Origin of the sequence: Corynebacterium sp. c3Ub_189 (assembly GCF_039907195.1) — a bacterium.
Taxonomy (GTDB): Bacteria; Actinomycetota; Actinomycetes; order Mycobacteriales; family Mycobacteriaceae; genus Corynebacterium.
Window position 1 is genome coordinate 1 of record NZ_JASBOF010000025.1, and the last position, 26,513, is coordinate 26,513.

24 protein-coding genes and 1 pseudogene are annotated in these 26,513 nt (G+C 61.4%); 4 read left to right on the plus strand and 21 right to left on the minus strand.

Going from position 1 to position 26,513, the window contains the following annotated elements:
- Window positions 1-214, plus strand: a pseudogene (locus QKD99_RS10660) (IS30 family transposase); the annotation flags it as partial.
- 35 nt (window positions 215-249) lie between these two features.
- On the opposite strand, the gene glmS reads toward QKD99_RS10660, so the two are convergent.
- Window positions 250-2,121 carry a glutamine--fructose-6-phosphate transaminase (isomerizing) gene (gene glmS, locus QKD99_RS10665; RefSeq protein WP_347951413.1) on the minus strand — a complete coding sequence of 624 codons (1,872 nt, stop codon included), beginning with the start codon at window positions 2,119-2,121 and terminating at the stop codon, window positions 250-252.
- Between the two features lie 95 nt (window positions 2,122-2,216).
- Window positions 2,217-5,021, minus strand: a complete 2,805-nt coding sequence (locus QKD99_RS10670) for an FAD-binding and (Fe-S)-binding domain-containing protein (protein WP_347951414.1) — start codon at window positions 5,019-5,021, stop codon at window positions 2,217-2,219.
- A gap of 206 nt (window positions 5,022-5,227) precedes the next feature.
- On the opposite strand from QKD99_RS10670, the gene QKD99_RS10675 reads away from it, so the two are divergent.
- On the plus strand, window positions 5,228-6,061 hold the full coding sequence (locus tag QKD99_RS10675; protein WP_347951415.1) for a dienelactone hydrolase family protein: 834 nt from the start codon (window positions 5,228-5,230) through the stop codon (window positions 6,059-6,061).
- Window positions 6,062-6,065: 4 nt separating this feature from the next.
- Here QKD99_RS10675 and QKD99_RS10680 read toward each other — a convergent pair whose 3' ends face one another.
- The 11 genes from QKD99_RS10680 to eccCa form a co-directional block, all read right to left on the minus strand.
- Complete coding sequence (locus QKD99_RS10680; RefSeq protein ID WP_347951416.1) at window positions 6,066-6,326, minus strand: hypothetical protein; 261 nt, start codon at window positions 6,324-6,326, stop codon at window positions 6,066-6,068.
- Entirely contained in the window at window positions 6,326-7,990 is a 1,665-nt protein-coding gene (locus QKD99_RS10685) for a hypothetical protein (protein ID WP_347951417.1), read from the minus strand. The genes QKD99_RS10680 and QKD99_RS10685 overlap by 1 nt, the downstream gene beginning before the upstream one ends.
- A complete protein-coding gene (locus tag QKD99_RS10690; protein ID WP_284822017.1) occupies window positions 7,987-8,301 on the minus strand; it encodes a hypothetical protein in 315 nt (104 codons plus the stop codon). Before QKD99_RS10690 ends, QKD99_RS10685 begins: the two co-directional genes overlap by 4 nt.
- Before the next feature lie 112 nt (window positions 8,302-8,413).
- A complete protein-coding gene (gene glmM / locus QKD99_RS10695) occupies window positions 8,414-9,757 on the minus strand; it encodes a phosphoglucosamine mutase (RefSeq protein WP_179387396.1) in 1,344 nt (447 codons plus the stop codon).
- Window positions 9,758-9,805: 48 nt separating this feature from the next.
- The gene (locus QKD99_RS10700; RefSeq protein ID WP_005322743.1) at window positions 9,806-10,132 is read right to left on the minus strand and encodes a type II toxin-antitoxin system HicB family antitoxin; all 327 of its coding nucleotides are present in this window, start codon (window positions 10,130-10,132) and stop codon (window positions 9,806-9,808) included.
- A 400-nt stretch (window positions 10,133-10,532) separates the two neighbouring features.
- On the minus strand, window positions 10,533-11,066 hold the full coding sequence (gene rpsI, locus QKD99_RS10705; protein WP_204610198.1) for a 30S ribosomal protein S9: 534 nt from the start codon (window positions 11,064-11,066) through the stop codon (window positions 10,533-10,535).
- Entirely contained in the window at window positions 11,066-11,509 is a 444-nt protein-coding gene (rplM, locus tag QKD99_RS10710; protein ID WP_204610199.1) for a 50S ribosomal protein L13, read from the minus strand. Before rplM ends, rpsI begins: the two co-directional genes overlap by 1 nt.
- Before the next feature lie 405 nt (window positions 11,510-11,914).
- The gene (locus QKD99_RS10715; RefSeq protein WP_005322746.1) at window positions 11,915-12,202 is read right to left on the minus strand and encodes a WXG100 family type VII secretion target; all 288 of its coding nucleotides are present in this window, start codon (window positions 12,200-12,202) and stop codon (window positions 11,915-11,917) included.
- Between the two features lie 69 nt (window positions 12,203-12,271).
- A complete protein-coding gene (locus QKD99_RS10720; protein WP_347951418.1) occupies window positions 12,272-12,586 on the minus strand; it encodes a WXG100 family type VII secretion target in 315 nt (104 codons plus the stop codon).
- Window positions 12,587-12,728: 142 nt separating this feature from the next.
- The gene (locus QKD99_RS10725; protein ID WP_347951419.1) at window positions 12,729-13,853 is read right to left on the minus strand and encodes a type VII secretion-associated protein; all 1,125 of its coding nucleotides are present in this window, start codon (window positions 13,851-13,853) and stop codon (window positions 12,729-12,731) included.
- The gene (gene eccCa, locus QKD99_RS10730) at window positions 13,854-17,573 is read right to left on the minus strand and encodes a type VII secretion protein EccCa (RefSeq protein ID WP_347951420.1); all 3,720 of its coding nucleotides are present in this window, start codon (window positions 17,571-17,573) and stop codon (window positions 13,854-13,856) included.
- Between the two features lie 154 nt (window positions 17,574-17,727).
- Here eccCa and eccD point away from each other — a divergent pair, with 154 nt between their 5' ends.
- Both eccD and QKD99_RS10740 read left to right on the plus strand, forming a co-directional pair.
- Window positions 17,728-19,155 carry a type VII secretion integral membrane protein EccD gene (gene eccD / locus QKD99_RS10735; protein ID WP_347951421.1) on the plus strand — a complete coding sequence of 476 codons (1,428 nt, stop codon included), beginning with the start codon at window positions 17,728-17,730 and terminating at the stop codon, window positions 19,153-19,155.
- Window positions 19,155-20,303, plus strand: a complete 1,149-nt coding sequence (locus QKD99_RS10740; RefSeq protein ID WP_347951422.1) for a S8 family serine peptidase — start codon at window positions 19,155-19,157, stop codon at window positions 20,301-20,303. The genes eccD and QKD99_RS10740 overlap by 1 nt, the downstream gene beginning before the upstream one ends.
- Here QKD99_RS10740 and eccB read toward each other — a convergent pair.
- The 8 genes from eccB to infA form a co-directional block, all read right to left on the minus strand.
- On the minus strand, window positions 20,293-21,579 hold the full coding sequence (gene eccB, locus QKD99_RS10745; protein WP_347951423.1) for a type VII secretion protein EccB: 1,287 nt from the start codon (window positions 21,577-21,579) through the stop codon (window positions 20,293-20,295). The genes QKD99_RS10740 and eccB overlap by 11 nt on opposite strands.
- A 74-nt stretch (window positions 21,580-21,653) precedes the next feature.
- Window positions 21,654-22,547 (minus strand): tRNA pseudouridine(38-40) synthase TruA, encoded by an 894-nt coding sequence (gene truA / locus QKD99_RS10750; RefSeq protein WP_347951424.1) that lies wholly within the window; start codon window positions 22,545-22,547, stop codon window positions 21,654-21,656.
- 140 nt (window positions 22,548-22,687) lie between these two features.
- Window positions 22,688-23,179, minus strand: coding sequence for a 50S ribosomal protein L17 (rplQ, locus tag QKD99_RS10755; protein ID WP_239278100.1), 492 nt, complete (start codon window positions 23,177-23,179; stop codon window positions 22,688-22,690).
- Window positions 23,180-23,251: 72 nt separating this feature from the next.
- Entirely contained in the window at window positions 23,252-24,262 is a 1,011-nt protein-coding gene (locus tag QKD99_RS10760) for a DNA-directed RNA polymerase subunit alpha (protein WP_005322760.1), read from the minus strand.
- A 114-nt stretch (window positions 24,263-24,376) separates the two neighbouring features.
- Window positions 24,377-24,982, minus strand: coding sequence for a 30S ribosomal protein S4 (gene rpsD, locus QKD99_RS10765; protein ID WP_005322762.1), 606 nt, complete (start codon window positions 24,980-24,982; stop codon window positions 24,377-24,379).
- A gap of 21 nt (window positions 24,983-25,003) precedes the next feature.
- On the minus strand, window positions 25,004-25,408 hold the full coding sequence (rpsK, locus tag QKD99_RS10770) for a 30S ribosomal protein S11 (RefSeq protein ID WP_005322764.1): 405 nt from the start codon (window positions 25,406-25,408) through the stop codon (window positions 25,004-25,006).
- A gap of 3 nt (window positions 25,409-25,411) precedes the next feature.
- On the minus strand, window positions 25,412-25,780 hold the full coding sequence (rpsM, locus tag QKD99_RS10775; protein WP_005322765.1) for a 30S ribosomal protein S13: 369 nt from the start codon (window positions 25,778-25,780) through the stop codon (window positions 25,412-25,414).
- 183 nt (window positions 25,781-25,963) lie between these two features.
- Window positions 25,964-26,227 carry a translation initiation factor IF-1 gene (infA, locus tag QKD99_RS10780; RefSeq protein ID WP_239278101.1) on the minus strand — a complete coding sequence of 88 codons (264 nt, stop codon included), beginning with the start codon at window positions 26,225-26,227 and terminating at the stop codon, window positions 25,964-25,966.
- Window positions 26,228-26,513: the final 286 nt, after the last annotated feature.

Below are 26,513 nucleotides of genomic sequence, written 5' to 3' on the forward strand. Positions count from 1 at the left end.
ATGCGATCCTGGCTCGCCGTGGCAGCGGGGCACCAATGAAAACACCAATGGACTACTTAGGCAGTACTTCCCTAAAGGAACAGACCTAAGCGTCCATAGTGCAGCGGACCTAGAATTCGTCGCCATGCAACTCAACCGCCGCCCCCGCAAAACCCTGGGCTTTCAAACACCAGCCGAGAAAATGGCAGCACTGATAAACTCAACCGAAACATAGGAAGTGTTTCCACGACCACTAGAATCCGCCGTGGATTACTCCACGGTCACGGACTTGGCCAGGTTACGTGGCTGGTCCACGTCGTAACCCTTGGACTTGGCTACGTGCGCGGCGAAGATCTGCAGCGGCACGGTGGCCAGCAGCGGCTGCATGAGGGTCGGCGCCTTCGGGATGCGGATGACGTGGTTAGCGTAATCCTCCACGGCGGTATCGCCCTCTTCCGCAATCACGATGGTGATGGCACCACGGGCGCGGATCTCCTGGATATTGGAGACAACCTTGGAATGCAGGGAGTCGCGGCCGCGCGGGGACGGCACGATAACGAAGACCGGCTGGCCTTCCTCAATCAGTGCAATCGGGCCGTGCTTGAGCTCGCCGGCGGCAAAGCCCTCGGCGTGCAGGTAGGCGATCTCCTTGAGCTTCAGCGCGCCCTCAAGAGCTACAGGGAAGCCGACGTGGCGGCCCAAGAAGAGCACGGATTCCGCATCCTTCATGGAGTTGGCCAGGTTGGCCACCTGGTCCTCTTCGTCGATGACGTTTTGGACCTTGTCCGGCATGTGGCGCAGCTCAGCCAGAACGCTCTGGATTTCATCGGCGAACATGTTGCCGCGCAGCTGAGCCAGGTAGAGGCCGAGCAGATAGGTAGCGGTAATCTGCGCCAGGAAGGCCTTGGTGGAGGCCACGGCGATTTCCGGACCGGCGTGGGTGTAGAGCGCGGCATCGGATTCGCGCGGAATGGACGAGCCCTGGGTATTGCAGATGGCAATAACCTTGGCGCCCTGCTGGCGGGCGTGGCGCACGGCCATCAGGGTATCCATGGTCTCACCGGACTGGGACAGCGCGACGACGAGGGTCTTCTCGTTCACGATCGGATCGCGGTAGCGGAACTCGTGGGCGAGCTCGACCTCGGTAGGAATGCGGCACCAGTGCTCGATGGCATAGCGTGCCACGTGGCCGGCGTAGGCGGCGGTACCGCAAGCGATGACGATGATCTTGTCGATGGACTTCAAAACGGTCTCATCGATGCGCAGATCATCGAGGGTCAGCTGGCCCTGTTCGTCGAAGCGGCCGAGCAGGGTATCGCGCACAGCGGAAGGCTGATCGTGGATTTCCTTTTCCATGAAGGAATCGAAGCCACCCTTTTCGGCAGCGGCGGCATCCCACTTGATTTCAAAAGGCTTGCCCTGTGCAGGGTTGCCCTCATAATCGGTGATTTCTACCTCGTCGGCGGTGATGGTCACGACCTGGTCGTTGTCCATCTCCACGGCGGACTTGGTGTAATCGATGAAGCCGGATACGTCAGAGCCGAGGAAGTTCTCGCCCTCGCCCAGGCCGATAACCAGCGGCGAGTCACGGCGAGCGGCAACGATGCGATCGGCCTGCTCGGCGTGGATGGCCAGCAGGGTGAATGCGCCCTCGAGGCGGGAGCAGGTCAGCTGCATCGCCTTGGTGAGGTCACCAGCGGCCTCGTTGTGGAAGACATCGCCCAGCAAAGTAGCGGCAACTTCGGTATCGGTCTCGGAGACGAAGTTATAGCCCTTGTTCAAAAGCTCGGACTTGAGCTCGGCGAAGTTCTCAATGATGCCGTTGTGCACCACGGCCAGCTTGCCGCCATCGACCACGTGCGGGTGCGCATTCAGGTCGGTAGGGCCACCATGGGTAGCCCAGCGGGTATGGCCAATGCCCAGCACGGAGTCTGGCAACGGGCGGGCCTCAATCTCAGCATCCAGCGCAGCGACCTTACCGGCCTTCTTGCGCCAGCTGATGTCCCCGTCGGCGTACATTGCTACGCCAGCGGAGTCATAGCCGCGGTATTCCAAACGGCGCAGCCCTTCCAGAACTACGTCGAGGGCGAAGTAATCACGGTCACCACCAGCGTGACCAATATATCCAACAATTCCACACATGGTTGCTGATTTTACAGCACGAGGGGCAAACCTCTAGGCGGGCGGGGCGTCGGCAAGCGAAGCCTAACACCCCACCCGCTAGTGCGCTGGGAAAACTAGCGCGTCGCCTGCTCCAAAAGCTCCAGAATGTGGTGGTAATCCTCGCCGGTAGCACGGGTCAGGCCGAGCTCGCAGGTGCGGTTGGTCGAGGCGTGATACTGCGCCCCGATTTCCTTGACTTGCGCTGCCTCGGCGCGGGTAGCGGCTTCTGTAAGTTCTGGGTGGAGCATGCCGCGGTCGCCAGCATAACCACAGCAATTCCAGTCAGTAGGAATGTGGACCTCGGCCGCGGCGGCGCGGGCTACCTTTTCTACGTCCTCCATCATGCCCAGTTGGAAGGCAGAGCAGGTGGGGTGCACGGTCACGGAGGCCGCGGGGTTCTTGACCGCAAGCTGTGGCAGGAGGGTATCGGCCGTAAAGCTAATGGCGTCGATGACGGTAATGCCTACCGACTCCAGCATGTCCTTAAATCCGGCTGTGCAGCTGCTAGCGTCCACGATGACCGGCAGGCGCGCACCATCGGTGGCCTCCATAACGACATCGCGCACGCGCTGTTCCATTGCATCGTGGCCGGCCTGCATGCCCTTAGAAGCCCATGGGGTGCCACAGCAGAGCTTGTCGATGCCCGCCGGAACCTCCAGCGCTACCCCGGCGCGCTCCAAGAGAGCCACGAAGGAATCGGTAGTGCCCTTGCCGCCGCCCTGCGGGCCAAACATGGTGTTCACGCAGGCTGACAGGTAGATGCCGGTGGTCTGCGCGTAGCGGTCGCCCACGCGCCCGGCCAAGCGGCCGCGGGACTTGCCGCCCTTGCCCAGCTCCGGCTGGTACTGCGGCAGGTTATCGGTGCCGATGAGGCTGCGGCCCACGTCGGTAACCTTCTTGACCAGCTCGGTGGGAAGCAAGTGCGCGCCGGTCAGCGCAAGCCCGGCGCCTTGGCTAACCACCTGCCAATTCTTGGCGGCAGCGCCCCACAGCTTCTGCTGCGCTGGTTGCGCCTCCTCGCGGCGCAGGCGCTTGATGAACTTGCCGGTATCGATGCCTACTGGGCAGGCGGTGCGGCACATGGAATCCACCGCGCAGGTCTCGATGCCCATGTATTCATAGGCCTCATCCAGCTCGGCTACGAGCTGGCTATCGCCGGCTTCTTCCGCGCGCTTGCGGGCACGGCGCACCACAATGCGTTGGCGTGGGGTCAGCGTGAGATCGCGCGACGGGCAAACCGGCTCGCAGTAGCCGCACTCCACGCAGCGGTCCACTTCCTCTTCCACCGTGGGGTTGAGCTTGATGTTTTTGATGTGCGCATCGGGGTCATCGTCCAAGATGACGCCTGGGTTCATCGTGTTGGTGGGATCGCAGGCCCGCTTGAGTTCTTGCATGACCGCATAGAGTTCGTCGCCGTACTGGCGGCGCACATACGGCGCCATGGCGCGGCCGGTGCCGTGTTCCGCCTTGAGGTTGCCCTCGGCGGAGAGGACCAAGTCCACCATGCCTTCGTTGAAGTCGTTATACCGACCGATGGCGTCATCGCCTTCAAAGCGGTCCGTAAGCAAGAAGTGGATATTGCCGTCTTTGGCGTGGCCGAAGATAACGGCGTCGTCATAGCCATAGCGGGCAAAGAGTTCCTGCAGGGACGAACAAGTATCAGCCAAATCCCCCACGGGCACGACGATGTCTTCCAAAAGGGCAGTCGTACCGGACGGGCGTGCCTCTGCTACTTGGGCGTAGAGGCCCTTGCGGAAGTTCCACGCGGCATTGCGAGCGGCGGTGTCTGCAGAGAAAGCGGCCGGGGACTGCAATGGCAGCTCGCGCAGAAGCTGCGAGCCCTTGCCTTCCTTCTCCCGCAATTCTTCTTCCGCGTCGGCGTGGTATTCAATGAGCAGTGCGGCCTGCTTGTCCACGTCGAAACCGGTGATGGCCTGCGGAACCTTGTCAAAGCCTTGGCCCACGCGAATAGAGGCGGAGTCCATTAGCTCCAAGGTGGCCGCCCCGGTATCCAACAGAGCCGGCAGGGACTTGGTGGCAGCGGTGAGATCATCAAATACCGCCACCGTGGTGGTGGTCAGCTTAGAAATCGGCACGGTGCGGAAAACCGCTTCCGCAATAAAGGCCAGGGTTCCCTCCGAGCCGATAAGCAAGTGCTCAAAAAGTTTGACCGGGCTATCAAAGTCCAGGAAGGAATTGAGGCCATAGCCCATCGTGTTTTTCAGCTGGAAGTGGCGGCGGATAATATCCACGGACTCTTGATTATCGCGCACGCGGCGCTGCAGGCGGATAAGCGTTTCCACCAGCTCCGGTTCCTGCTCTTGGAACTGCCGGTCTGCATCCGCATCGGCGGTATTAATCACCGTGCCGGTAGGCAGCACAAACGTTAGCGATTCCAGAGTGTTATACGTATTGAGCTCAGTACCGCAGGCCATACCGGAAGAGTTATTGGCCACCACGCCACCGATGGTGCAGGCAGATTCACTGGCCGGATCCGGGCCAAGCTTGCGATTGCGCAGGCCCAGGCGGGCGTTGACCTGGCGCACCGTCGCACCAGGCTGGACGCGCACGCGCTTGCCCTCATCCAGCACCTCGATGCCGCGGAAATGCTTGCGCACGTCCACCAGGTAACCATCGCCAGAGGCCTGGCCGGCAAGGGAGGTACCGCCAGAGCGCAGGGTGACCGGAACATTCTGCTGTCGGCCCGCACGGAAGATGGCGGCCACGTGTTCAGCCGAGCGGGCCTCAATGACTGCCTTGGGGGTGTACAGGTAGTGCGAGGCATCGGAGGCATGTGCCACGCGGTCAATGACCTCGGTCTTTACCTCCATCCCATAACGAGTAGAAAGTTCTTCCACATCAACGACGCCGGTAGTCATGTACCGCAGCCCGCCTTCCCAAAAATAAAAAGAGTATGTAGTTGCCCACACATTGCACTCCCCTACACACAGGCGCGCAAGTTAGGAGGGGCTTAGGAAAGCCTTTCCACCACACCCGTGGCTCGGCGGGATACTGCGCAGACATTTCTCAGATAAACCCACACCCTTTCCCGCCTAGCGGGTGATCTTCATCTATCCTTGAATGCGTGTCTGCGAATTTGAATAAACATCTAGCAACGTTGTCGAAGCGCGGTCGCAACCGAGTTTTGGTTGGCGACCTTGACTATGCCGGAATCACCGGCAAGGTTTATACCCCCGCGGAGGGCCAAAGCCTGCCCGCCGTGGCCTTTGGCCATGACTGGATGCACAAGATTAAGGATTACCACGCCACCCTGCGCCACCTGGCTAGCTGGGGCATCGTCGTGGTAGCCCCCGATTCCGAGACCGGCCCCTTCCCCAACCACCGCAACCTGGCCGCGGATATGGAATCCGCGCTGCAGATTGCCGCTGGGGTAAAGCTTGGCGCTGGCAATATTACGGTCTCCCCGGGCAAGCTCGGCATGATTGGCCACGGCATGGGCGGTGGCACGGCCGTGCTGGGCGCCTTGGATAACCAGAAGGTCGCCGCCGTCGCCGCGATTTACCCTTCCATCACCGCGCCGTCTGCGGTGCAGGCAGCCCGCCGCATTACTACCCCGGGCTTGGTCATTGGCTCCGGCCAGGAAGATATTTTCAATGCCGGCAACCCCGCCAAGCTGGCCCATAACTGGAACGGACCGGTCTGCTTCCGCGCCATCGACAAGGGCAGCCACGCCGGCTTTACCGAGGATCGCCTGCGCAAGCTCGCCATCGGCACCGCCGCCTTCCAGTCCGGCCCTACCGAAATCGCCCGCGGCTTGGTCACCGGCTTCCTGCTGGCCACCCTCAATGGCGATTCCGCCTATGACGCCTTTGCGGATCCAGAGGCGAGCGCCAAGAAGGTCGAAAGCCTCGTAGGCGAGGACTTGGCCGAGCGCGCCGGCGTCACCCGCGACGCCTAAGGTATTAGCCCCGCCGCAGCACAGATTGCACCTGCCCCGACGCGTTCCTTGAGCGTGCCGGGGCAGCGCCATATCGGGGCCTTGGCGCCGTCGCCGCTTGCCGACGCCCCACCTGCCCCTTCTCCCCTCGCGCCTCCTGCATGGCTTTATCCGCGGACTTTTCTAGCTCGTCTTGGGCTTTCGCCAGCGTTTTTTCAAATTCCAGCAGGCGTTTAGCCGTCCTTTCCCGAAAGCCCTGCGCAAATTCTGCGAAGTCGTTATTCATTACCACTGACCTGCCTTTCGTGCCTTAATGGTTGGTTCTTCTGGCGCGGGTGCCGCCTCCTGCTGCGGTGCTGGGTCCGGTGCCGGTGCTGGTTCAGGAGCTGGGGTTGGTGCCGGTGACGGTGCCGGCGCCTCTGCTGGACCGGCCGCCTGGAGGTGTGCCACCTTCTCTGGTGGCGGCGTTGGCTCCTCTACCTGAGACAGCTCAGGAGGCGGCGCCATTACGCCATCATCACCAACTGGCTCCGGTTCGGGGCATGGCTCCGGCTCCGGCTCGGGTTCGGGCTCAGGTTCCGGGCAGGGATCTGGTTCTGGCTCTGGCTGAGGCTCAGGGACGGGGTCCGGTTCGGGCTCTTGCACCGGGCAATCCGCTTCGGACATGTTCTCCAGGCACTGCGCGGCGCCTTCCACAATGAGGCCCACGCCTACCAAAGCAATTCCGGCCCCTACCAGGCCGAGACTGCCACTGCAGGAGGATTCAATTCCACAGCCTTCTGAGCTGGTTTGGGTCGTTTCCACACATTCTTCGGTACTTTCCGCGGTATTTTCCGGGCAGAGCGTTTCCTCGCCTGCGCCCGAGTCAGAAGCGGGTTCCGTATCCATGTCTAGCTTAGGTTTCGGCTCTGGCTGGGGTTCAGGTTCCGGGCACGGCTCTTCTACTTGCTGTGGCTGTTCTGGCGGCTCCTGCGGCGGAATGATCTCCGCCTGTGCCGGCCTGGTGATCTCTACGTCGCGCTGGGACTGCGCTGGTCGCTCGGTAAATGATTGCTCGGTGCATTCATTGCAGTGGCAGCCCGCGCCGTGTTCTGCAGTGGTCTCCGTGTGCACTTCCGTCTTGGATGATTGCTCCGGCTCGGGCTCGGGGCATTCCCTTGGCGGAACTGGTGGTGGCGAAGGAGGCGCCGGCTGTGGCGGCGTGGAAGTGGTCTGGCTGGATTCTTGCTTTGAGTCGGGCTCCGGCATGGGCGTGGGCTCTGGTGGACACTCCACCTGGGCCGGCTCGGTGGGCTGCGAGGGCGGGGGCGGGGGCGGGCATTCTTCCGGCATTGGGCGCTCACAGACGCATTCGCAGCGCGATTCAAACTCGTTATAGCAGGACTCAATCGCATCATCGCGGTCGCGGCAGGTGCTAGCGATATTGTGATTCGTCTCTTCGATAACGCGCCCACCGATGGTGGAAAGAATCGGGATAATAAACCTGGCCAGCGGGTGCTTGGTGGCCACCATGGACAAGATATTCAGCAGTGGGATGACCGCAGAGATGAGCTCGGTTAGGGCGGTGTCGGAGACATCGACGACGTCGGCAATAGCGCCCGAGCACTGCTCCGCCGAACTGGTGAGATGGGCGGCGTCCTGGCGGTCAATGTCGAAGTCTTCCTGCACGCCGCACAGGTGCTCACGCATGGCTCCTTGAGCAACCTCGGAATCATCTTGCTGCAAATAGCCCGCTAGTCCAGCACCGCCTCCCTTCGGTCGGTTACCGCCTACGGCCGCAACGGTGTTTTTCACCAGGTTTTCGGGCGCGATGCCGTCCACCGCACCGACTAGCTCCCCCAGTAGGTTCATCGGCATGCTGGGGCCCGAGTAGCTTCCCAAGCATGCGAACTGGAATTGGGAAATCGCGTTGGAATAGTCCCCCAACAGGGATTTTGTCAGCGCACTCACTTGCTGTCCGCCTCCCCGCCGCGTGCAAAGGAGCTGCCGAAGGACTCATCAAAATCGGCAAAGGCGCGCACCTGTTCATGAGCGGCATGGGCGGTGGCGGATAAATTATCCAACCTCTGCCCGCCGCGCTCATGGATGCGCGCCAAGACATCACGAATGCGCTCACCGTGGCCGCCAAAGTTGCGTCCAGCCGCGGCCACCGGAAAATCCGGCACCTCGGCCCGGTGGGCATCGCGTTGTTCGTCGTTATCGGCTACGACCTGCCGTAGTGCGGACATCGCCTCCGAGGGGCGAAGAAAAACCTCAGACACTGGTGTATTCCCCCAAATCCATATGCGGTAAAAGTTCTCACCTTCATTGGACTGGGGATTGCACCAAATGGTTCCCTAGGATGCCAAAATTCTTCCGCACCCGGCGGTTGCGCTAGACCGAGGAAACGATGGCGGAAAGCCTGCCGGCAACCTTGCGGGCCTGCTCCTTATCGGCGGCCTCCACCATGACGCGGAAAACCTCCTCAGTGCCGGAGGGGCGCAACAGGACGCGGCCGGTTTCGCCGAGTTCTTCCTCGGCCTGGGCAATGGCCTCTTGTACCTCGGGGGCGTCCATGATGACACCCTTATCAGAAACCGGCACGTTAATGAGCACCTGTGGCAGCACGGTCATTACCGATGCCAATTCCTTTAGGGACTTCCCGGACTTAGCCATGCGCGCCATGATGGACAGGCCAGTAAGCGTGCCGTCGCCAGTCGTGCAATCATCTGGCAACACGACGTGGCCAGACTGCTCGCCGCCCAAGGAGAAATCGCCGCGGTTGAGCTCTTCCAGCACGTAGCGGTCGCCTACTGCGGTGTGGCGCACCTCGATGCCTTGCTCCTGCATGGCTAGCTTCAGGCCCAGGTTAGACATGACGGTTGCTACCAGAGTGTTATAGCGCAGGTCATTATCCTCCTTCATGCCTACGGCCAGCAGTGCCATAATCTGGTCACCGTCAACAACATTGCCCTCGGCATCCACAGCCAGGCAACGGTCGGCGTCGCCATCGTGGGCTAGGCCCAGATCGGCGCCATGCTCGACGACGGCCGCCTGTGCCTTTTCAATGTGCGTCGAACCGCAGTCCTCATTGATATTGAAGGCATTCGGCTTGTTGTGGATAGCAATAACCTCTGCACCAGCCGCCTCGTAAGCGATCGGAGCAACCTTGGAGGCCGCACCATTGGCGGTGTCTACGACCACCTTGATGCCGCCCAGGTCGGTGGAGACCACTTCCTTCAAGTGGTTGAGGTAGCGCTCGCGTCCGTCTGGAGCCTCCGAGATGATGCGGCCCAACTTGGTGCCGGTCGGGCCATCCTCGGTGAGGTTTTCCATGGTGGCCTGAATCTGATCTTCTACCTCGTCTGGTAGCTTCTTACCACCTGCGGAGAAGAACTTGATGCCGTTGTCTGGCATCGGGTTGTGGGAGGCGGAAATCATCACGCCCAAATCCGCACCATAGTCATCCGTCAGGTAGGCAATCGCCGGCGTCGGCAGCACGCCCACGCGCACCACGTCCACGCCGCGGGAAGCCAGCCCGGACGCAATCGCTGCATCCAGCATCTCGCCAGAAACACGCGGGTCGCGGCCAATAATGGCCAGCGGCTGGCGCTCATAGGATTCGCGCTTGGCGGTAAATACCTCTGCAGCGGCCTGGCCTAGTTGCAAGGCCAGAATTGGGGTCAGCTTCTTGTTCGCGAGGCCGCGAACGCCATCGGTTCCAAAAAGTCGAGTCATGCAATCAATTATGCACTCCTGTGCCCATCGATTGCATGTTGGGGCGGTCTAGGCGGAGGCAAGCTTCTGGTTTATCAATGCGTTGAGTGAAATTCCTTCCGTCCTAGCTTCCATTACTAGTTTGCGATGCAGCGACGGAGAGGTTCGAACGTTGAATTTTCCCGAATATGAACGAGCCCCCAGCGGTTGTGGGATGACTTCCCCTGAAACCTGCATATCTTCTACTACTTCCGCGACCAACTTCAGAAGTTCCTGCTCTGCACAGCTACGATCAGAATCCAGCCACGATAGTGAAGGAAACTCGGCAACCGTCGCCACGAACTCATTGTCCTCTTCAGACCAGAAGACTTGATAGGTGTATTTGCTGACGTCCATTTTTATCTTCTTTCTTGCTCGCTTTGTAGTTTCTGTACCGCTTTAAGAACTTGGCGAACTTGGTAAGCTTTCGCTTTTCCTTTCGCGTTCTGAATATTCACTCGGGGATCTCCACGCCATGGCGTCTTATAAGTTCTATGCGACGTACCTTTGCTGCTTCTTCGTTCAAAAAAATAGTCACACACACTTACTAGATCCGAAAAAGCTATGTTCACTGGGCTTCTTTTCATTTTGGCCAAGATTTCTTCTACGCTGCTACCCACAATTAATCAGTACCACATATAGTACTACCATGCAGAGGTGTCATTATCCTCTGCCGAAGCTCAAAACGACGAAAGCCGCCGCCTCCCAAAGGAAGCAGCGGCTTTGCGTAGCGCTTGCGCGCGCAGTATAAGCGAGATTAACGCTTGGAGTACTGCGGTGCGCGACGTGCCTTGTGCAGACCAGCCTTCTTACGCTCAACTGCACGAGCATCTCGGGTGAGCAGACCAGCCTTCTTGAGGGCGGTGCGGTCAGCCGGGTTGTAGATGTTCAGTGCACGAGCGATAGCCAGACGCAGGGCGCCAGCCTGACCGGTCGGGCCGCCGCCGTTAACGGTGACCTTGAGGTCGAACTGGTTCTCGCGCTCCAGCAGGGTCAGCGGAGTGAGGATATCCTGCTGGTGCAGCTTGTTCGGGAAGTACTCGCCGAACTCGCGGCCGTTAACCACAATCTGGCCGGAGCCAGCAACGAGGCGAACACGTGCGACGGCGCGCTTACGGCGACCGACGGTCTGGATCGGGCCCTCGTGTACCGGAGCGGCAGCCTCGACCTCCTCGGTCTCGGCCGGTGCGATGGAATCACCGATGGTGTTGGTGAACTCTTCGGTAGCGGCGCTTGCTGCAGCGATGTCAGCAGCGTCGGCTACGTTGTTGTCGATGTTCTGCTCAGACATTACTGTGCCACCTGCTTAAACTCGAAGGTTTCCGGCTTCTGGCCGGCGTACGGGTGCTCTTCGCCTGCGAAGACGTGCAGCTTCTTGATGGAAGCGCGGGAGAGCTTGTTGTGCGGCATCATGCCGGCAACGGATTCTTCGATAACGCGAACCGGGTTGGCGTCCAAAGACTGACCCAGGGTCATGGACTTCAGGCCGCCCGGGTAACCGGAGTGGCGGTAGCGCATCTCGCGGCCGCGCTTGACGGAAGAAACGTGGATCTTGTCAGCGTTGATGATGATGACGTGGTCACCAGCATCAACGTTCGGTGCGAACTGTGGCTTGTGCTTGCCGCGCAGCAGGTCTGCAACGGTGGAAGCGAGCTTGCCCAGCACCACATCAGTAGCGTCGATGACGTACCACTTGCGGGTGATGTCACCGCTCTTTGGGTGGAAAGTAGACAATTTGACTCCTTGAAAGTCTGTCTCGGAACTGCCGGCCAGCGCTAAGCATCCATTCACTCCCGTACAGCGGCCGGTGGAGACCTGCAGGGAGCGCTTCGCCAGCTGCTTGCCGACGAGCGAACACATAGGTTTCCTACCCTACTTGCTCACCTGCCCAAAGACCAAAACACCGAAGCCGGCACCTTCCGCGGCTCAAACGGGAGGTGCCGGCTCGTAGGTACGGACTAGAAAGGTACGACTTTAAAGAATGGAAGAGATAGCAAGAGACAAGAACTAGAAAAGGAGTACTCACGCTGGTTTCTTGGCCAGGGCTGCGGCTGCGTCCGCCTCCTGCCACGCGGGTATGGTCAGTGGCACCGCAGCCCCGACGGGAACAGCGTGGAACCGTGCAAACAGGGTGTGGATTTAACCCCAGCTTGCGGCAGCGCGACGGTTGACGTCGCTCATTGCATCATTGCCCTGCGAGACGGTCTTGGAGATGGTGGCGAGCACGGTGTTGAGTTCCTGGGACGCCTTGTCCCACTTGGCCTGCGCTTGGTTATAAGCCACGGCGGACTCGCCTTCCCAGGTGCTCACCATGGGCTGAAGGCGCGCCTTCAGGTCTGCCAGGGTGCTGTTGATGCGACCAGAGGTGGCGTTGATATCGGCTGCGGCGGAAGAAATGGCACCGAATTCGTACTTGATCTCGGACATGTGGTGATGGATTCCCTTCTGTGAATCTATAGCTTTTGGGCTGCGGAGTAGTGAAGTGTGCGGTGCGGTTTAGAGGGCGAGCCCGCCGCCCACGTTGGAGAAGGCCTGGGTGTTTTCTGCTTCCACGTTGTCGAAATTGTGGGCATTGCTGCGGATATTGTCAGAGATAGAAGCCAAGGCCTCGCGCAGCTGCTGCGCAGAGGTGTTGTAGCGCTGCATCAGGTCATCGAAGGAGACCTGCGCCTGGCCGGCCCAGCTGCCGCGGACGGAGTCGACGACGCCCTGCAGGCGGGTGAGCTCACCCTGGACTTCATCGTTGGTGTTATCGACTTTGCCGGCGGTGGCAACCATGACATCGGCTTGTGTCTTGAAAGTCTGAGACATAAGAGTGCGCCCCTCCTTAGGGCGGATGAGATTGTGTGTATTTCCCCCGAAAAAGCAGCTGTGCTTCGCATCTGTGCTTTCTCACTTTTATTGGACTGAACTTTCCACCAAACGGTTCCCGGCTGGCGCAAAGTTTTTGACACTATTTTTTGACCAGGCTTTCCGTGGCCATGCGGCAGGCCGCCTTTTGAACGGCGTTGGAGTTATGCCGGGTATGGCATCCCACGGACATCTGGTGCCCTCGGTCTTCCCAGGTGGTCCATTCCACCAAGGAGCCGTCCCCAGGGTCTTCGGTATAGGTCAGACGCCCGGCCTCATCGGTGGCATCGCGAAGCGCCGGATCTTCGTCGACCTGCGCGTGAATTTCTTTAAACAAGGCATCCGCCGGCACGTTAAACATCTCATCCGCCGCCAACAGGATGCGTAGGTTCGGGTCTTTCCCGGTGGCGGTGACCAGGCCTTCTTCTACCTTGGTGTGGAACCCACTGGGGACGACTACTGACATTCCCTCCACGTCTAGGCGCTTTTCACCTGGGCTCAATTCGTCACTGCCGGATTCCGGCGCACCAGTAGTACCCGGTGGTGGCGAGGCCGGCGCGGACTCCGCTGTGCCCTCGCGGCTCGGCGCGGTGGCCCGGGGTTGCGGGTGCGATGCATCCGGAGCGGCGTCGTCATCGTCTGAAGCTTGGGCACCGATGGCCCACCAAGAAGCCCCAGCCACGGCGATGATGACCACGGCAATTGCCACATGAAAGATATCGATGGCTCCGAGCCAACCGCGCAGGCGGTCGGTCCAGCGTGGCGTTACCGGCTCGTCGTAGGCAGGTGCCTCCATCACCGTAGTGGGAGGTGCCGAATCAGTGGCTTCAGTAGTCGGGTGAGGAGGCGGACCGAGTGGGTCCGGGGCCGCTAGCGGGGAGACGGCTGGTTCTGGGTCGATGAGGCGCACCCCGGTGACTTCCAATTGCCGGCAGATGATGGAGGTGGCTTCCTGCGCAATGTCCGTACCGGAAGAGTCTGCCACCACACAGGCTTCCGCGTCGGGCCAAGACGGTCCCGCCATCTTGGATATCTGATCCATGACTTGGCCTAAGGCCCAGCCTTCCACAATGCCGGTTCCCGGCAGGTCATAGCGATAGACCGTTTCGGGCCCTTCAAAGATGGTGGCCGCATCCAGGATGGTGACGGTAATAGGGACGGCGGTGGTCTCCCCACCAGTAGGGATAGGGGTCTCGGTTGGCGTATGCGCGCTGAGATTGGTGGTCATTTACTTCTCTCCTTCTAGGTACACCGCTTGGGCGACGCCGAGATTTTCACCGCGGATGCTCCACTGACCGCGGCCGGGTGGTTGGTGGCAGGGCTTGAGGCCGAAGATGGTTCCTTCGTCGCGGTCGGCGTCGAAAAGCAGCAGCGCCGGCTGCAGATCGCGCACCGCGGAAAAGAATTGGCCAAAGAGGGCACGGCCGATGCCGCCGGATTTGCGAGCGATAACAAGGTGCAATCCAATGTCGCGGGCATGTGGGAGCAATTCCAGCAGTGGCGAGAGGGCAATATCGCTCAGCAGGTCCGCATCATCGATGACTAGGTATATATCTGGGCCCTGCCACCAATCTCGTGCGGCGAGCTGCGCCGGGGTGATGTCCGGGCCAGGCAGGCGAGATTCCAGGGTCCGGACTGTATCGACAATGGTCTCTTGCGCACTCGACTGCGTCGCGGCGTAGGCAGCAACCATGTTCTGGTCCAAGGTTCCCAGGTGGGCTCGGCGCTGGTCGATGACCACGAGCCGGGCGTCTTCCCGCGCAAAAGCGCTAATACCGCGCATGACCTGCGCCAGGAAGGTGGACTTGCCACACCCCTGCGCCCCGATTGCCACTAGGTGCGGCTCGCGCGACGGATTCCAGGTCAGCGTATCGAGGTCGCGCCCGCCGATGCCCCAGGCGATCTCGCGGGCGGGAACATCCCCTTGAGCTGCGAGGGCGGCCGGAGTAAGCACGGCGGGCAGCATCTTGAGTTGTGGGACTGGGTCAGCCGCAGCATGAACGCGGCAGATGTGGGCGATGTCCTGGTTGGAGGTGCGCGCTAAGAGCATATTTTCACCCGCCAAGGTGAGCCCGCGGCCCGGCGCGCTGGGGAGCTTTTGCTGTAGTTTGCGGTCGATGAGCGAATCCAAGGCCTCACCCAGGCGTAGCTCGAGGCGATTGGCAATGAGATCGCGAATAGCCGGGCGCATCGTGGTCCACCGCGAAGTGGCAATGATGACGTGCACGTGGGCGGAGGCGCCATCGGCGACGATCTCGGTGACCTTCTCAGCTATGTCTTCAAACTCGGCGCTGGAGGTACCGATGTGGTGCCAGCCATCAATGACGAGGAAGGTTGCGCACCGTTCTGGACGGCGGATAAACCCAGCTACTTCGTCGACGATGCGCCGTACCTTTTCGCCCTCCTCGCGCCCGGCAACTCCAGCCACGTGGGGCAGTCGCTCCAGGGATGCTAGCTGACCGCCGCCAAGATCGATGACGTAGAAGCGTGCCGCTTGCGGGTCATGCCGTAGAGCTAACGCAGAGACGATGGTGCGCAGCGCACTCGATTTACCGGACTGCGGGCCACCACACAGGGCCATGTGTCCGCCGTGCTGGGTGAAATCAATAATCAGCTCATCCTGGCGTTGGTAATACGGCCTATCGATAATGCCGATGGGCGCGCGCAGCGACCCTTGGTCCACTGCGGGCGAGACTGCACCCGCGTCATCTGCACCGGAAAGCCCCGGCAACGCGGATAGCTCAATAACCGGCGGTAGCGGCGGCAACCAAATGCGGTGCGCCGATTGATCGCGCAGGTGGGCCTCTTCCGCCGCGGCGCGCACGACCTCGGTAAGCACAGTGGTGGAGTCATCGAGAACCACTGCAGCGCTAGCATTGTCTTCTTCCTCGGACCAGCCATCAAAGAGCTGTACGCGGCCGCGGGAGGCTGCGGGGTGGTCCACGGAGGCGTCGGCAAGCGCCCGGCGCGGCAGGGGCCCAGACACGTAGGAAGCTTGGAAGCGGGTCAAGGCTTCGGCATCGGATTTGAGGTAGCCCGCGCCGGGCTGGCCGGGCAGGTGGTAGGCATCGGTCACGCCTAATACCTGGCGGGATTCCGCTGAGGAGAAGGTTTTCAGGCCGATTCGGTAGGACAAGTGGGAATCTAGCCCCCGCAAGCGGCCTTCTTCGAGCCTTTGGGAGGCCAAAAGCAGGTGCACGTGGAGACTGCGCCCCAAGCGGCCGACGGCGACGAAGAGTTCCGCGAAATCCGGGTGCTGGCCCAAAAGCTCCGAGAACTCATCGACCACAATGACCAAGGCCGGAAGCGGCCCGTGCTCATGCACGGCGGTGGCAGAAGCGTTGTACTCGCCGACATTGGCAAAGTTTCCGGCGGTGCGCAGCAGCTCCTGGCGGCGATTCATCTCGCCGGAGATGGCATCATACATGCGCTCTACCAGAGTAGATTCCTCCTCCAGGTTGGTAATCACCGCGGAGGTATGCGGCAGGCGGTCGCATCCTAAGAATGTCGCGCCGCCCTTGAAATCCACGAGCACGAGGTTAAGCTCGTCCGGACTATGGGTAGCCGCCAGCGCGGTGACAAGGGTGCGCAGCAGCTCCGACTTGCCGCTGCCGGTCGCACCGATGCACAGGCCGTGCGGCCCCATTCCGCCGTGGGCAGATTCCTTGAGGTCCACGGTGACGGGCTGACCCACCGTATCGATGCCGATGGGCACCATGAGACGCGCCGAGCCCTCCCGGCCATGCCACATGCCACTGGCTGCTAGCTCTTCCACATCGCGGTAACCCAAAAGGCCCATAAGGTCACTGCCGCGCCTGCCAGAAGTGCTATCGGGGCGGCGGTAGGAGGCCATACTGCGCGCGAGCAATGTCGCTCCGGCCGCACTCATTCCATCAGGAGCCCCAAGGTCTTCCACCCCTGCCGCGGTGACCACCTGCAGCTGCTCCCCTGCCACGAGGCTTAGTCCTTCGTGTTCAGCGCGTACCCCCAGCGCCGAAGACGGCGCCCCACCGACCTCAATGATGGTGGTATAGGAATTATCGTGGAAGAAGTCTTCGGTTCCCGTGGTCAGCACACCATCGACGATGAGGATGCGAAAGCGCGCCTTTTCCGGTGTGCGCGCATGGGGCAGCCACTTCAGCCACTCCCACTGGCCACCGATGGCCTCGATAACGCAGGTTTCCGGGCCATGCGCCAACGCCATCTGCAGCACCATTGCGCGCACCATATCTCGGGCGGGATCTGCGGGCTCTTCACCTCGGGAAGACGCGGTACCTGACACGGACAGGAAGCGAAAGGCCTGCAGTTGGATAACCACCGGCATATCCGGAACGGTGCCCACCGCCTTTATGGTCTGGCGCATGCTTACCGCACACACCGGGTCCAAGTCTTCCGTGGCGCCCGAATCCGGCACGTTGATGGGGGTGCACAAAGTCGTTGGTCCAGTTCCCACGCGTACCTCGAGGGCGTCCGAGTCATCCGGGCCACGCTCCCACATACGGCGCGAGCCGACTAGAGTGCTGAGTTCCACCGGTGCCGGGTGGCGATAACTTTCATGTGCACGCTGCGCCGAGGCATTGCGCAGCGCCTTTTCTCGCAACGCTTTGATGTGGCGCAGGTAAGTGCGCCGGGTTTCATCCGGGTCCTGCCCGCTGTTATTGGGCCCAAACATCATGGCCATGCTCGCCAGCATCATCAATGGAAACATCAAGGCCATCGGGCTAATCTGCCGGGATTCCCCAGCGCCTAACACCATGAGGGCGACCATGCCGAGCATCGCCGCAATCATCACCACCGGAAGCAGCAGCCGCACCAGCGGCACCGGTTGTGGACGCACCGCTTCCGGGACCTCCTCGGCCTCGATGCTGCCGGTGGGCAGCGGCGGCGCAGCATCCCGCAATGGCATGGTCAACGGCTCAATGACGCGGGTATCCCCGATCCCAAGCATGCCTAAATAACCTCCCCCGAGCCACGCGCCAAGCGCCCTTGGCCCCCTGCCAAGATTCCCCGCGCTGCGGTGGACACGTCGCCACTAGTAAGCCACAATATGTGGCATTGGGCAAGGGGGACGCCCACAATCCATACATTTTTCGGGGGACATCATGACTACTGCAACGGCGCATCATTTGCGCCTTACCGTTCGCATTCATGCCGGCGCTTTCCACAAGGAGGCGGACGTGGCGCTACCGCTAAGCTCCAGCGTGGGAGAGCTTTTGGCGGAAATCACTGACTTGGTGGATGCGCCCACCATTTCTGAGCCTTGGCGCGCGAGCACAGCCTCCGGCCGCGCCATCGATCTCACCGCCCCATTGGCTGCCACTGCGCTCACGGAAGGCTCCATCCTGGTTATTAGTCCGCGCGAGCGCCGGCCTGCACCAGTGATTCGGGATGCGGCGGAATCGCTCGCCGCCGCGGCTGAGGAGGATACTACCGCCGCCCTTCCCACCATCTGGGCGTGGGCGGGGCTGCTTGCCGCCTTCGCCCTCGTGTGGGTTAGCTCCCTTCCCCTCGCGGCGTGGGCGGCGTTGACCGCTGGTGCCCTGTTGCTCGCCTTGTGGACCCGGGCCTTATCGCTGGTGCACCTTAGCCTGGTAGCCGGCATGGCGTGTGGCTGGGTGGTAATTTCGCCTTCGCTTGGCGAAGCCCCCTTTGCCGCACTCACCGCCTGCGTCGCCCTCCTCATCGTGCTGCTTGCCTGCCACGTCACCGGGTTGAGCACGGTTCGAACTACCGCCGTGGCACTCACCGTCTCGGTGCTGTTATTGGTCGCGGCTTTGGGCTACCTGCTGCCCGGACCAGGGACAGGTCTCCAGGGCAGCCACGGTACGGCGGCTGCCGCCTGCGTGGTGATCGCCGGAATTATCCTGTTGGCCGCAGCTCCTGCGCTGACCGTTGCCACCGCTGGGCTCAAAGTCCCGCAGTTGCCCACGGCCGGCCAAGACCTCGCGGTTTCTGATGCCGTCCAGCCGGATGTCGATATCCGTGCCCGGCGCGCCGGCAGCGCCTATGAGGGAATGTGCTGCGGGCTGGCACTCTGCCTCATTCCAGCCCTTATCGCCCTCTCACTGACGGGCAGTGGTCCGGCCTTGGCGCCGACGAGCGGCGCGCCTGATTCTCTCTCCGAATACGTTGCGGTGCTCTTTGGTGCTGAGCACACCGGCGTGGGGTTCGTCCAAGCACTCTGCGTGACCACCGCGGGTGCCGTCGTTATGCATGCTGCCCGGCACGGTCGTGCGTTGGCTAGCTGGGCCCTGATGCTGCTGGCGATGACCGCCTGTCTCGCTACGTGCTTGTGCGCTACCCACGCGGTGGCGAATTCCGGGATTGCCGATGCCTGGGCACCAATCCTTGTTGCCTGCCTGGTTCTCCTCGCCATGCTGAGCGCCCCGCTGTGGGCACCCAAGGTGGCCGGGCTCGAGCCCACCACCATCGCGTGGTTTGAGCGCATAGAATCCCTGGCCATTGCCGCTAGTTTGCCGCTGGCCGCGCACCTTGCCGGTGTCTTCGTGCTCATTAGGGGACTTGGATAATGCGCGTGCTACCCGCCGCTTTAGTAGTTGCATTCGCTGCAGGACTGACTGCTGCTCCCTATGCGGCCGCGCGCGAACCGGACCGCGAATGCGCCGCCGCACATTCCTCACCGCTTTCGCCCCAACCAAGCGAGGAGCAGCTAGACTACCGGGCCCGTCTACATTCCTTTGCTACCGGGGAAGGCGTCAAAGTAGCCGTTATCGATACTGGCGTGGCCCGTCACGATCAGCTGCGGCATCTCAGCAGTGGCGCGGATCTTGTCGCGCCGGAGGAACCAGAGCCGCATCGCGATTGCGACCTGCACGGCACCGTCGTGGCCGGTGTCATCGCCAGTCACGATATCGGTATCGCCCCGCGTGCAGAAATCTACGCTGTGCGCCAGACCAGCGCGCACTATCGCCAGGAAGCGGAAGACAGTACCACCGGATCGCTGGACACCTTGGCCCGCGCCATCGATGACGCCGCCGCTGCCGGTGCCCACGTCATCAACATTTCGGTTGTTTCCTGCGTCCCGCCGGATGTGGCCGCGCAGGTCGATACTTCTCGATTGGATCGTGCTTTGGCTCATGCGGAAGATTCCGGGGCCGTGGTGATTGCAGCATCCGGCAATGCGTCCTCTGGCAGCTGTGAGATGGGTGACCGCGTCTTTCCGGCGGATTCGCCCACGGTGCTCTCGGTTAGCGCCCAAGCGGATTCACACGAACTCGCTGACTACTCTCTTAATTCGGCCGACGGACCCCAGCTTGCTGCGCAAGGGTTCATTCCGCTAGCGCTCAACCCCGCGGGTGGATGGGCCGATGGTAAGGAAGGCACGGACGGAACGGCGCAGTTCCATGGCACCTCCTTTGCCGCGCCGGTGGTCAGCGGCACCGCTGCCCTCTTGGCACAGCGCTTTCCCGACGATAGCCCGGCTGCCCTCCGCAAACGCTTGGAGGACGCCGCGGAGCCAGGTCACGGCTTCATCGACCCGCTCACTGTGCTCACCCACGTGGAATCAGGCGCGGACGTCGATACCCGAGCTATGACTATCCGCCCCGCCGACGAAGGCGACTCGCGCGCCCCCACACGCAGTGCCTGGGTGCTGGGTGGATTAGCGCTGGCGCTAGCTGCGTGGGCGGTATGGCGCGGGCTACGACCTAAGAACTAACCTGCAGCGCCTGCTCACGGTTGAGCGCAGAGCCTTCCGGCAGCAAGCGCAGGATCTCCCACGGCACCTGCGCGCCCACTCCGGTGCCAAGGGCTTCCAAGGTCTCCTTGTCCTTGACCTCGTGCCGCTGGCCCGTGGGTGAGACCACGTGATAGCCATGGCCGCTGTCTACGCCTACGCCACCAGCGTTAAGCCCACCAAAGCGATGGGCCACCGACTCACCGGCCAAAGCGACGGTGCCTGCTTGGGCAGGTACCACTACCCCGCCGCCCTCGTTAGCAGCACACATCCAGCCATCGTCTGGGGTTAAGAAGCGGAAGGACGTGGAGGGAAGGCTGAGGTTTAAGGGGGCGTCGGCAAGCGCGGCAATCTCCTGCGGCGTGGCTGTCGTCTCCTTGGCTCCCACGCCTGTGAGTATCTCCGCCTGGGTGGGGGTGAGCTCCGCTACGCCCTCGGCCGTACGCGCCCACAGGCTCTGCCCAGTATCAACAACCTCGGGCGGATCGGCCGGAAAGTTCAGCGGTGGCAGCTCCGCAAAGGCATTGAGCAGCTCAGGCGGCACGGGCCAGGTGTGGGTGTCATCGTCCACGCCCAGCGCCCGGCGCACGACGCGCCCTTCGGTGCTGGAGGAATCTGGCAACGCCACGCGGCCTTCCTCTGTGATAAGCCACTGCGTGCCCTCGGATTCCACCAGTGCGGCGCGCTCCTCACCGAGGCTTTTCTGCTCGGGCTCAGCAAGGACAATAATCTCCTGCGACGCTACTTGGTGGCCGCCAATGCTGGTCGGGTTTTCTGTAGACGGCGCCTCATCTTTGCCGGCCAAACACGCTACCCATCGCCGCTGGGGATTCTCGCCTGCCGCCGCGAGGTACCCAGGAGCATCCGAGATACCCACCGGTGAGCCCAGTAGCGCTTCTTGCAGGTGCTCATCCCCAATGGTTTGCGCCTCGGCCGCCTGCCCGGCGATAATGCGCGCCGACGCCAGGTTGAATACCGGGTGGTAGGTGTCATTGACATCCACAAAGAGCTGGCCCTGCTCCGAGCGCACAATCGGCGCCTCACCCGGCTGCGGGCTCGGCTGCAGCCATGCCAACATGCCAGAACCCACTGCCAGGAAGGCGACGCCGACCCCGCCGAAAAGTAGCGCTTTGCGGCGCCTTGCCAAAGGATCGTGGATCATGCGGATATCGCCCAGCACGAGCCCATGCTCGACGCGGCGGCGCAAGAATTTATGGCCCGATACCTGGGCCTTGGTAGTAGGCAGCGGACGTGCCATGATTTTCCCCCGAAAAGTCTGTGTACACCCAGCACACAGGCTATCCCAGGTAAGCACTGGCTGCCACTTGGGCGCTAGTCGGCGCTGCGCCTTTCGCGGGTGACCTCAGCGCGAGCGGCCAGCTGGTCAGCCGCCGGATAATCAACGGCGACGAGCGAGAGCCCCTTTGCCGGGGCCACGGGGATGCTCGACGAGCGCTTCGTCTCCTGCAGCAGTGCCGCAGCGAAATCGGCATCGCGGCGCCCCTCCCCCACGCGCAGGCAGCACCCCACCAGCGAGCGCACCATCGACCAGCAGAACGCATCGGCACTCACGCGGGCCTCAAAAAGCTCCGGTTCTTCGGGCGTAGAAACGTCGCGCCAGGAAAATTCCTGCAATTCACGGATGGTCGTGGCGTTCGGCTTGGCCTTACAAAAGGCCGCAAAATCGTGCAGGCCCACCAGGGCGGTGGCGGCGTCCTGCATGGCATCGATATCCACCGGCTTAATCCATTCGGCCGTATCCCGCGCACGCGTCGGCAGCGCGCCGCGCGGATTGGTAGTAATCCGATAGACATAGTGCCGACGCAGTGCCGAAAATCGCGCGTCAAAGCCCGCGGGTGCGAACTCGCACCCGTGTACCCGAACGTCTTCTGGCAGAAGCTTTGCTAGCCGACGCACCAGCTTTCCCGGCTCCCCCGCCACCGACCGCTGCGCCAGCATCTCTTCCGGAACGTCCACGTGCGCCACCTGGCCACGGGCATGGACGCCAGCATCCGTCCGGCCAGCTACGGTAAGCGGCACCTCCGTGCGCGCAATCATCGCGAGCTTCTCTTCGAGCACGCCTTGCACCGTGCGCAGGCCACCCTTCTGCTTGGCCCAGCCATGAAAGTCCGTGCCGTCATAAGCCAAGTCCAGGCGCAGGCGAACGAACCCGTCCGCCGGCCCTTCGGGGGAGGTCGATGCTGCATCTGTCATAGTGGGCTTCATGCTACCGGAGTGTTGACTGCCCGCCGGCGCTGGGTCTGGGTCGCTCGTGCGCTGAGCCCTGGTTGGGTGCGGACATGAAAAAGCCGCCGCCCTCCCACGGGTGGGAAAGGCGGCGGCCACGCGCTAGGGCTGAAGGGAAATTACTTCTCCTCGGACTCCTCAGCTGCGGTCTCCTCGGCAGGTGCCTCGGTCTCAGCAGCCTCGTCTGCCTTAGCTTCCTCGGCCTGCTTGGAAGCAGCAGCACGGGTAGCGCGGTTAGCCTCAGAGGTCACGGTCTCCTCGAGAACGAGGGAGATCTGGGACATCGGGGCGTTGTCGCCGGTGCGGTTGTCCAGCTTGATGGTGCGGGTGTAGCCACCCTCACGGTTCTCAAACTTCGGGGCAACCTCGTCGAACAGGTAAGAAACGACATCCTTGCGCGGGATGAGCTTCAGAACTGCGCGGCGGTCAGCAACGGTGCCGGACTTAGCCTTGGTGATGATCTTTTCGATGTACGGGCGAAGAACCTTCGCCTTGGCATCGGTGGTCTTGATAGCGCCGTGCTCGATCAGGCTGGCTGCCAAGTTGCTCAGCATGTGAGCCTGCTGCTTGGCGGAGCCGCCGAGACGGGCACCCTTCTTAGGGGTTGGCATTGTGTACTCCTCGTATGCGGTAAAAGTTGAGCGCGCGGCAATTAGGTCATTGCCGCAAGTCAGCGGGGTTCTTTACTCGGAATCCTCAGCAGCCGGATCCTTGAAGTCACCGGTTTCTGCGTCGTAGCCCTCGAGCTGGGTCGGGTCGAAGTCCTCAGGGGTGTCCTTGAGAGCCAGGCCCAAGTTAGCCAGCTTGATCTTTACCTCATTGATCGACTTCTGGCCGAAGTTGCGGATATCCAGCAGGTCGGACTCGGTGCATTCAGCGAGCTCACCCACGGTGTGGATCTCCTGACGCTTCAGGCAGTTATAAGAGCGGACGGAGAAGTTCAGGTCCTCGATCGGCATGCCATAAGCAGCGATGTACTCGGTCTCCTGCGGGGAGGGTCCGATCTCGATGCCTTCGGCAGCGTTGTTCAGCTCGCGAGCCAGGCCGAACAGCTCGACCAGGGTGCCGCCGGCGGAAGCCAGGGCATCGCGTGCAGAAATCGAGTTCTTGGTTTCGACGTCGATGGTCAGCTTGTCAAAGTCGGTGCGCTGCTCAACACGAGTTGCCTCGACCTTGTAGGAGACCTTGAGGACCGGGGAGTAAATCTGGTCGACCGGGATGCGGCCGATCTCACCGGAGGTAGGAGCGGCTGGGACATAGCCACGGCCGCGCTCGACGACGAGCTCAATGTCCAGCTTGGCGGTGTCATTCAGGGAAGCGATGTGCAGATCCGGGTTATGGATCTCCACGCCAGCCGGCGGCTGGATATCGCCCGCGGTGACATCGCCTGGGCCTTCCTTGCTCAGGTACATAACAACCGGCTCATCGGAGTCGGAAGAAAGCACCATGCTCTTGATGTTCAAGATGATCTCGGAAACGTCTTCCTTCACACCGTTGATGGTGGTGAACTCGTGGAGAACACCATCGATCTTGATGGAGGTTACCGCTGCACCCGGAATGGAGGACAGCAGGGTACGACGCAGCGAGTTACCGAGGGTGTAGCCAAAGCCCGGCTCGAGCGGTTCGATGACGAACTTGGAACGAGACGAGTCGATGAATTCCTCGGTGAGCTGAGGACGCTGGGAAATGAGCATTGAAATTCTCCTTTTCGGCGACCGCTATTTGACGCCGGTAGAGGGGTAAAAACCTTCGGGATTGAAGATTCCTGGTTATCCGCCAGGCCATTACAGGCCGTGCGGTATAACAGTTTACTTCGAGTAAAGCTCGACGATGAGCTGCTCCTGCAGCGGAATGTCGATCTGAGCGCGCTCGGGCAGCTGGTGCACGAGGATGCGCAGGGTATCAGGAACAACCTGCAGCCATGCCGGTACGTTGGCATCGATGAGGGCGTCCTGAGCATCTTCGAACCATTCCATCTTCTTGGAGCGGTCACGGACATCGATGATGTCGTACTGGGTGACCTTGTAGGAAGGAACGTTGATGTTCTTGCCGTTCACGGTGAAGTGACCGTGGGAGACAAGCTGGCGAGCCTGGCGGCGGGTGCGTGCCAGACCTGCACGGTAAACTACGTTGTCCAGGCGGGACTCGAGCAGGATAACCAGGTTATCGCCGGTCTTGCCTGGGAGGCGGTTAGCCTCTGCGTAGTAGCGACGGAACTGACGCTCCAGCACACCGTAGGTGTACTTTGCCTTCTGCTTCTCCTGGAGCTGCAGCAGGTACTCAGATTCCTTGATGCGGTTGCGGCCAGCCTGTCCCGGTGGGTACGGGCGGCGCTCGAATGCCATATCTCCGCCGACCAAGTCGACGCGAAGACGGCGGGATACGCGGGTAGCGGGGCCAGTGTAACGAGCCATTTTCTTACCTCTTCCTTTCCCTTAAACCTTGCGGCGCTTGGTCGGACGGCAGCCGTTGTGCGGCTGTGGGGTTGCATCCGTGATCGAGGAAACCTCGAGGCCTGCAGCCTGCAGGGAACGGATGGCGGTCTCGCGGCCGGAGCCCGGACCCTTGACGAATACGTCAACCTTCTTCATGCCATGATCCATTGCCTTGCGTGCAGCATTCTCGGCTGCCATCTGAGCGGCGAACGGAGTGGACTTACGGGAACCCTTGAAGCCAACGTGGCCGGAGGATGCCCAAGAGATAACAGCACCGGTCTGATCGGTGATCGAGACGATGGTGTTATTGAAGGTGGACTTGATGTATGCGTGGCCGAGGGCCACATTCTTCTTTACGACGCGACGGCCGGAACGGCGCGCGCCGGAACGAGTCTTTGGAGGCATGAATTACTTCTTCTTTCCTGCGATCGTCTTCTTCGGACCCTTACGAGTGCGCGCATTGGTCTTGGTGCGCTGGCCACGTACAGGCAGGCCACGACGGTGGCGCAGACCCTTGTAGCTTCCGATTTCAATCTTGCGGCGGATATCAGCCTGAACCTGACGGCGGAGGTCACCCTCAACCTTCCAGGTAGCCTCAATTGCGTCACGGAGCGCCGACAGCTGGTCATCATCCAGGTTGTCAGTGCGCAGGTCAGGAGAAATGCCAGTCTTTTCTAGCAGTTCCTTGGCACGGGTTGGACCGATGCCGTAGATGTAGGTGAGAGCGACCTCCATGCGCTTATTGCGGGGGAGGTCAACACCAGCTAGACGTGCCATATGGCGTGTCCTTTCGGGTTGTTACGGCGGTTTTCTCCCCATCCGTCCCGCTCCATGCAACGCTTCGCCCGGACCGTGCCGGGAATCCTTGGGTTGCTTACCAGTGCGGGCTCAGGCCACCGTAGCCTGAGGTGGACAGAGTGAACCTGTGGGTTCACCCTTGGGTGAGGAGGCTTACTGTCTTTACTTGTAGCGGTAGACGATGCGTCCGCGGGTCAGGTCATAAGGAGACAGCTCTACAACCACACGGTCCTCTGGGAGGATGCGAATGTAGTGCTGACGCATCTTGCCAGAAATGTGTGCAAGAACCTTGTGTCCATTGTCGAGCTCGACACGGAACATTGCGTTGGGCAAAGGCTCGATAATGCGGCCTTCTACCTCGATTGCGCCTTCCTTAGCCATAACCTCTACTTTTCTGGCGACGGCCAAGTGTGCCGTCACCTGCATGTTTGTTGTCTACTGCGGTGGCGTATCCGCGCCAGCCTCGCTGACGCTATACACCGACTTAACAGCATACGCTGCAGCGACACGTTTTCCAAACCGCTGCGCTTTCCGACGCCCCGCTAGCTCTCCCGCCCCTGGCGGATTCTAGCGGTCGTGGAAACACTTCCTATGTTTCGGTTGAGTTTATCAGTGCGGCCATTTTCTCGGCTGGTGTTTGAAAGCCCAGGGTTTTGCGGGGTCGGCGGTTGAGTTGCATGGCGACGAATTCTAGGTCCGCTGCACTGTGGAG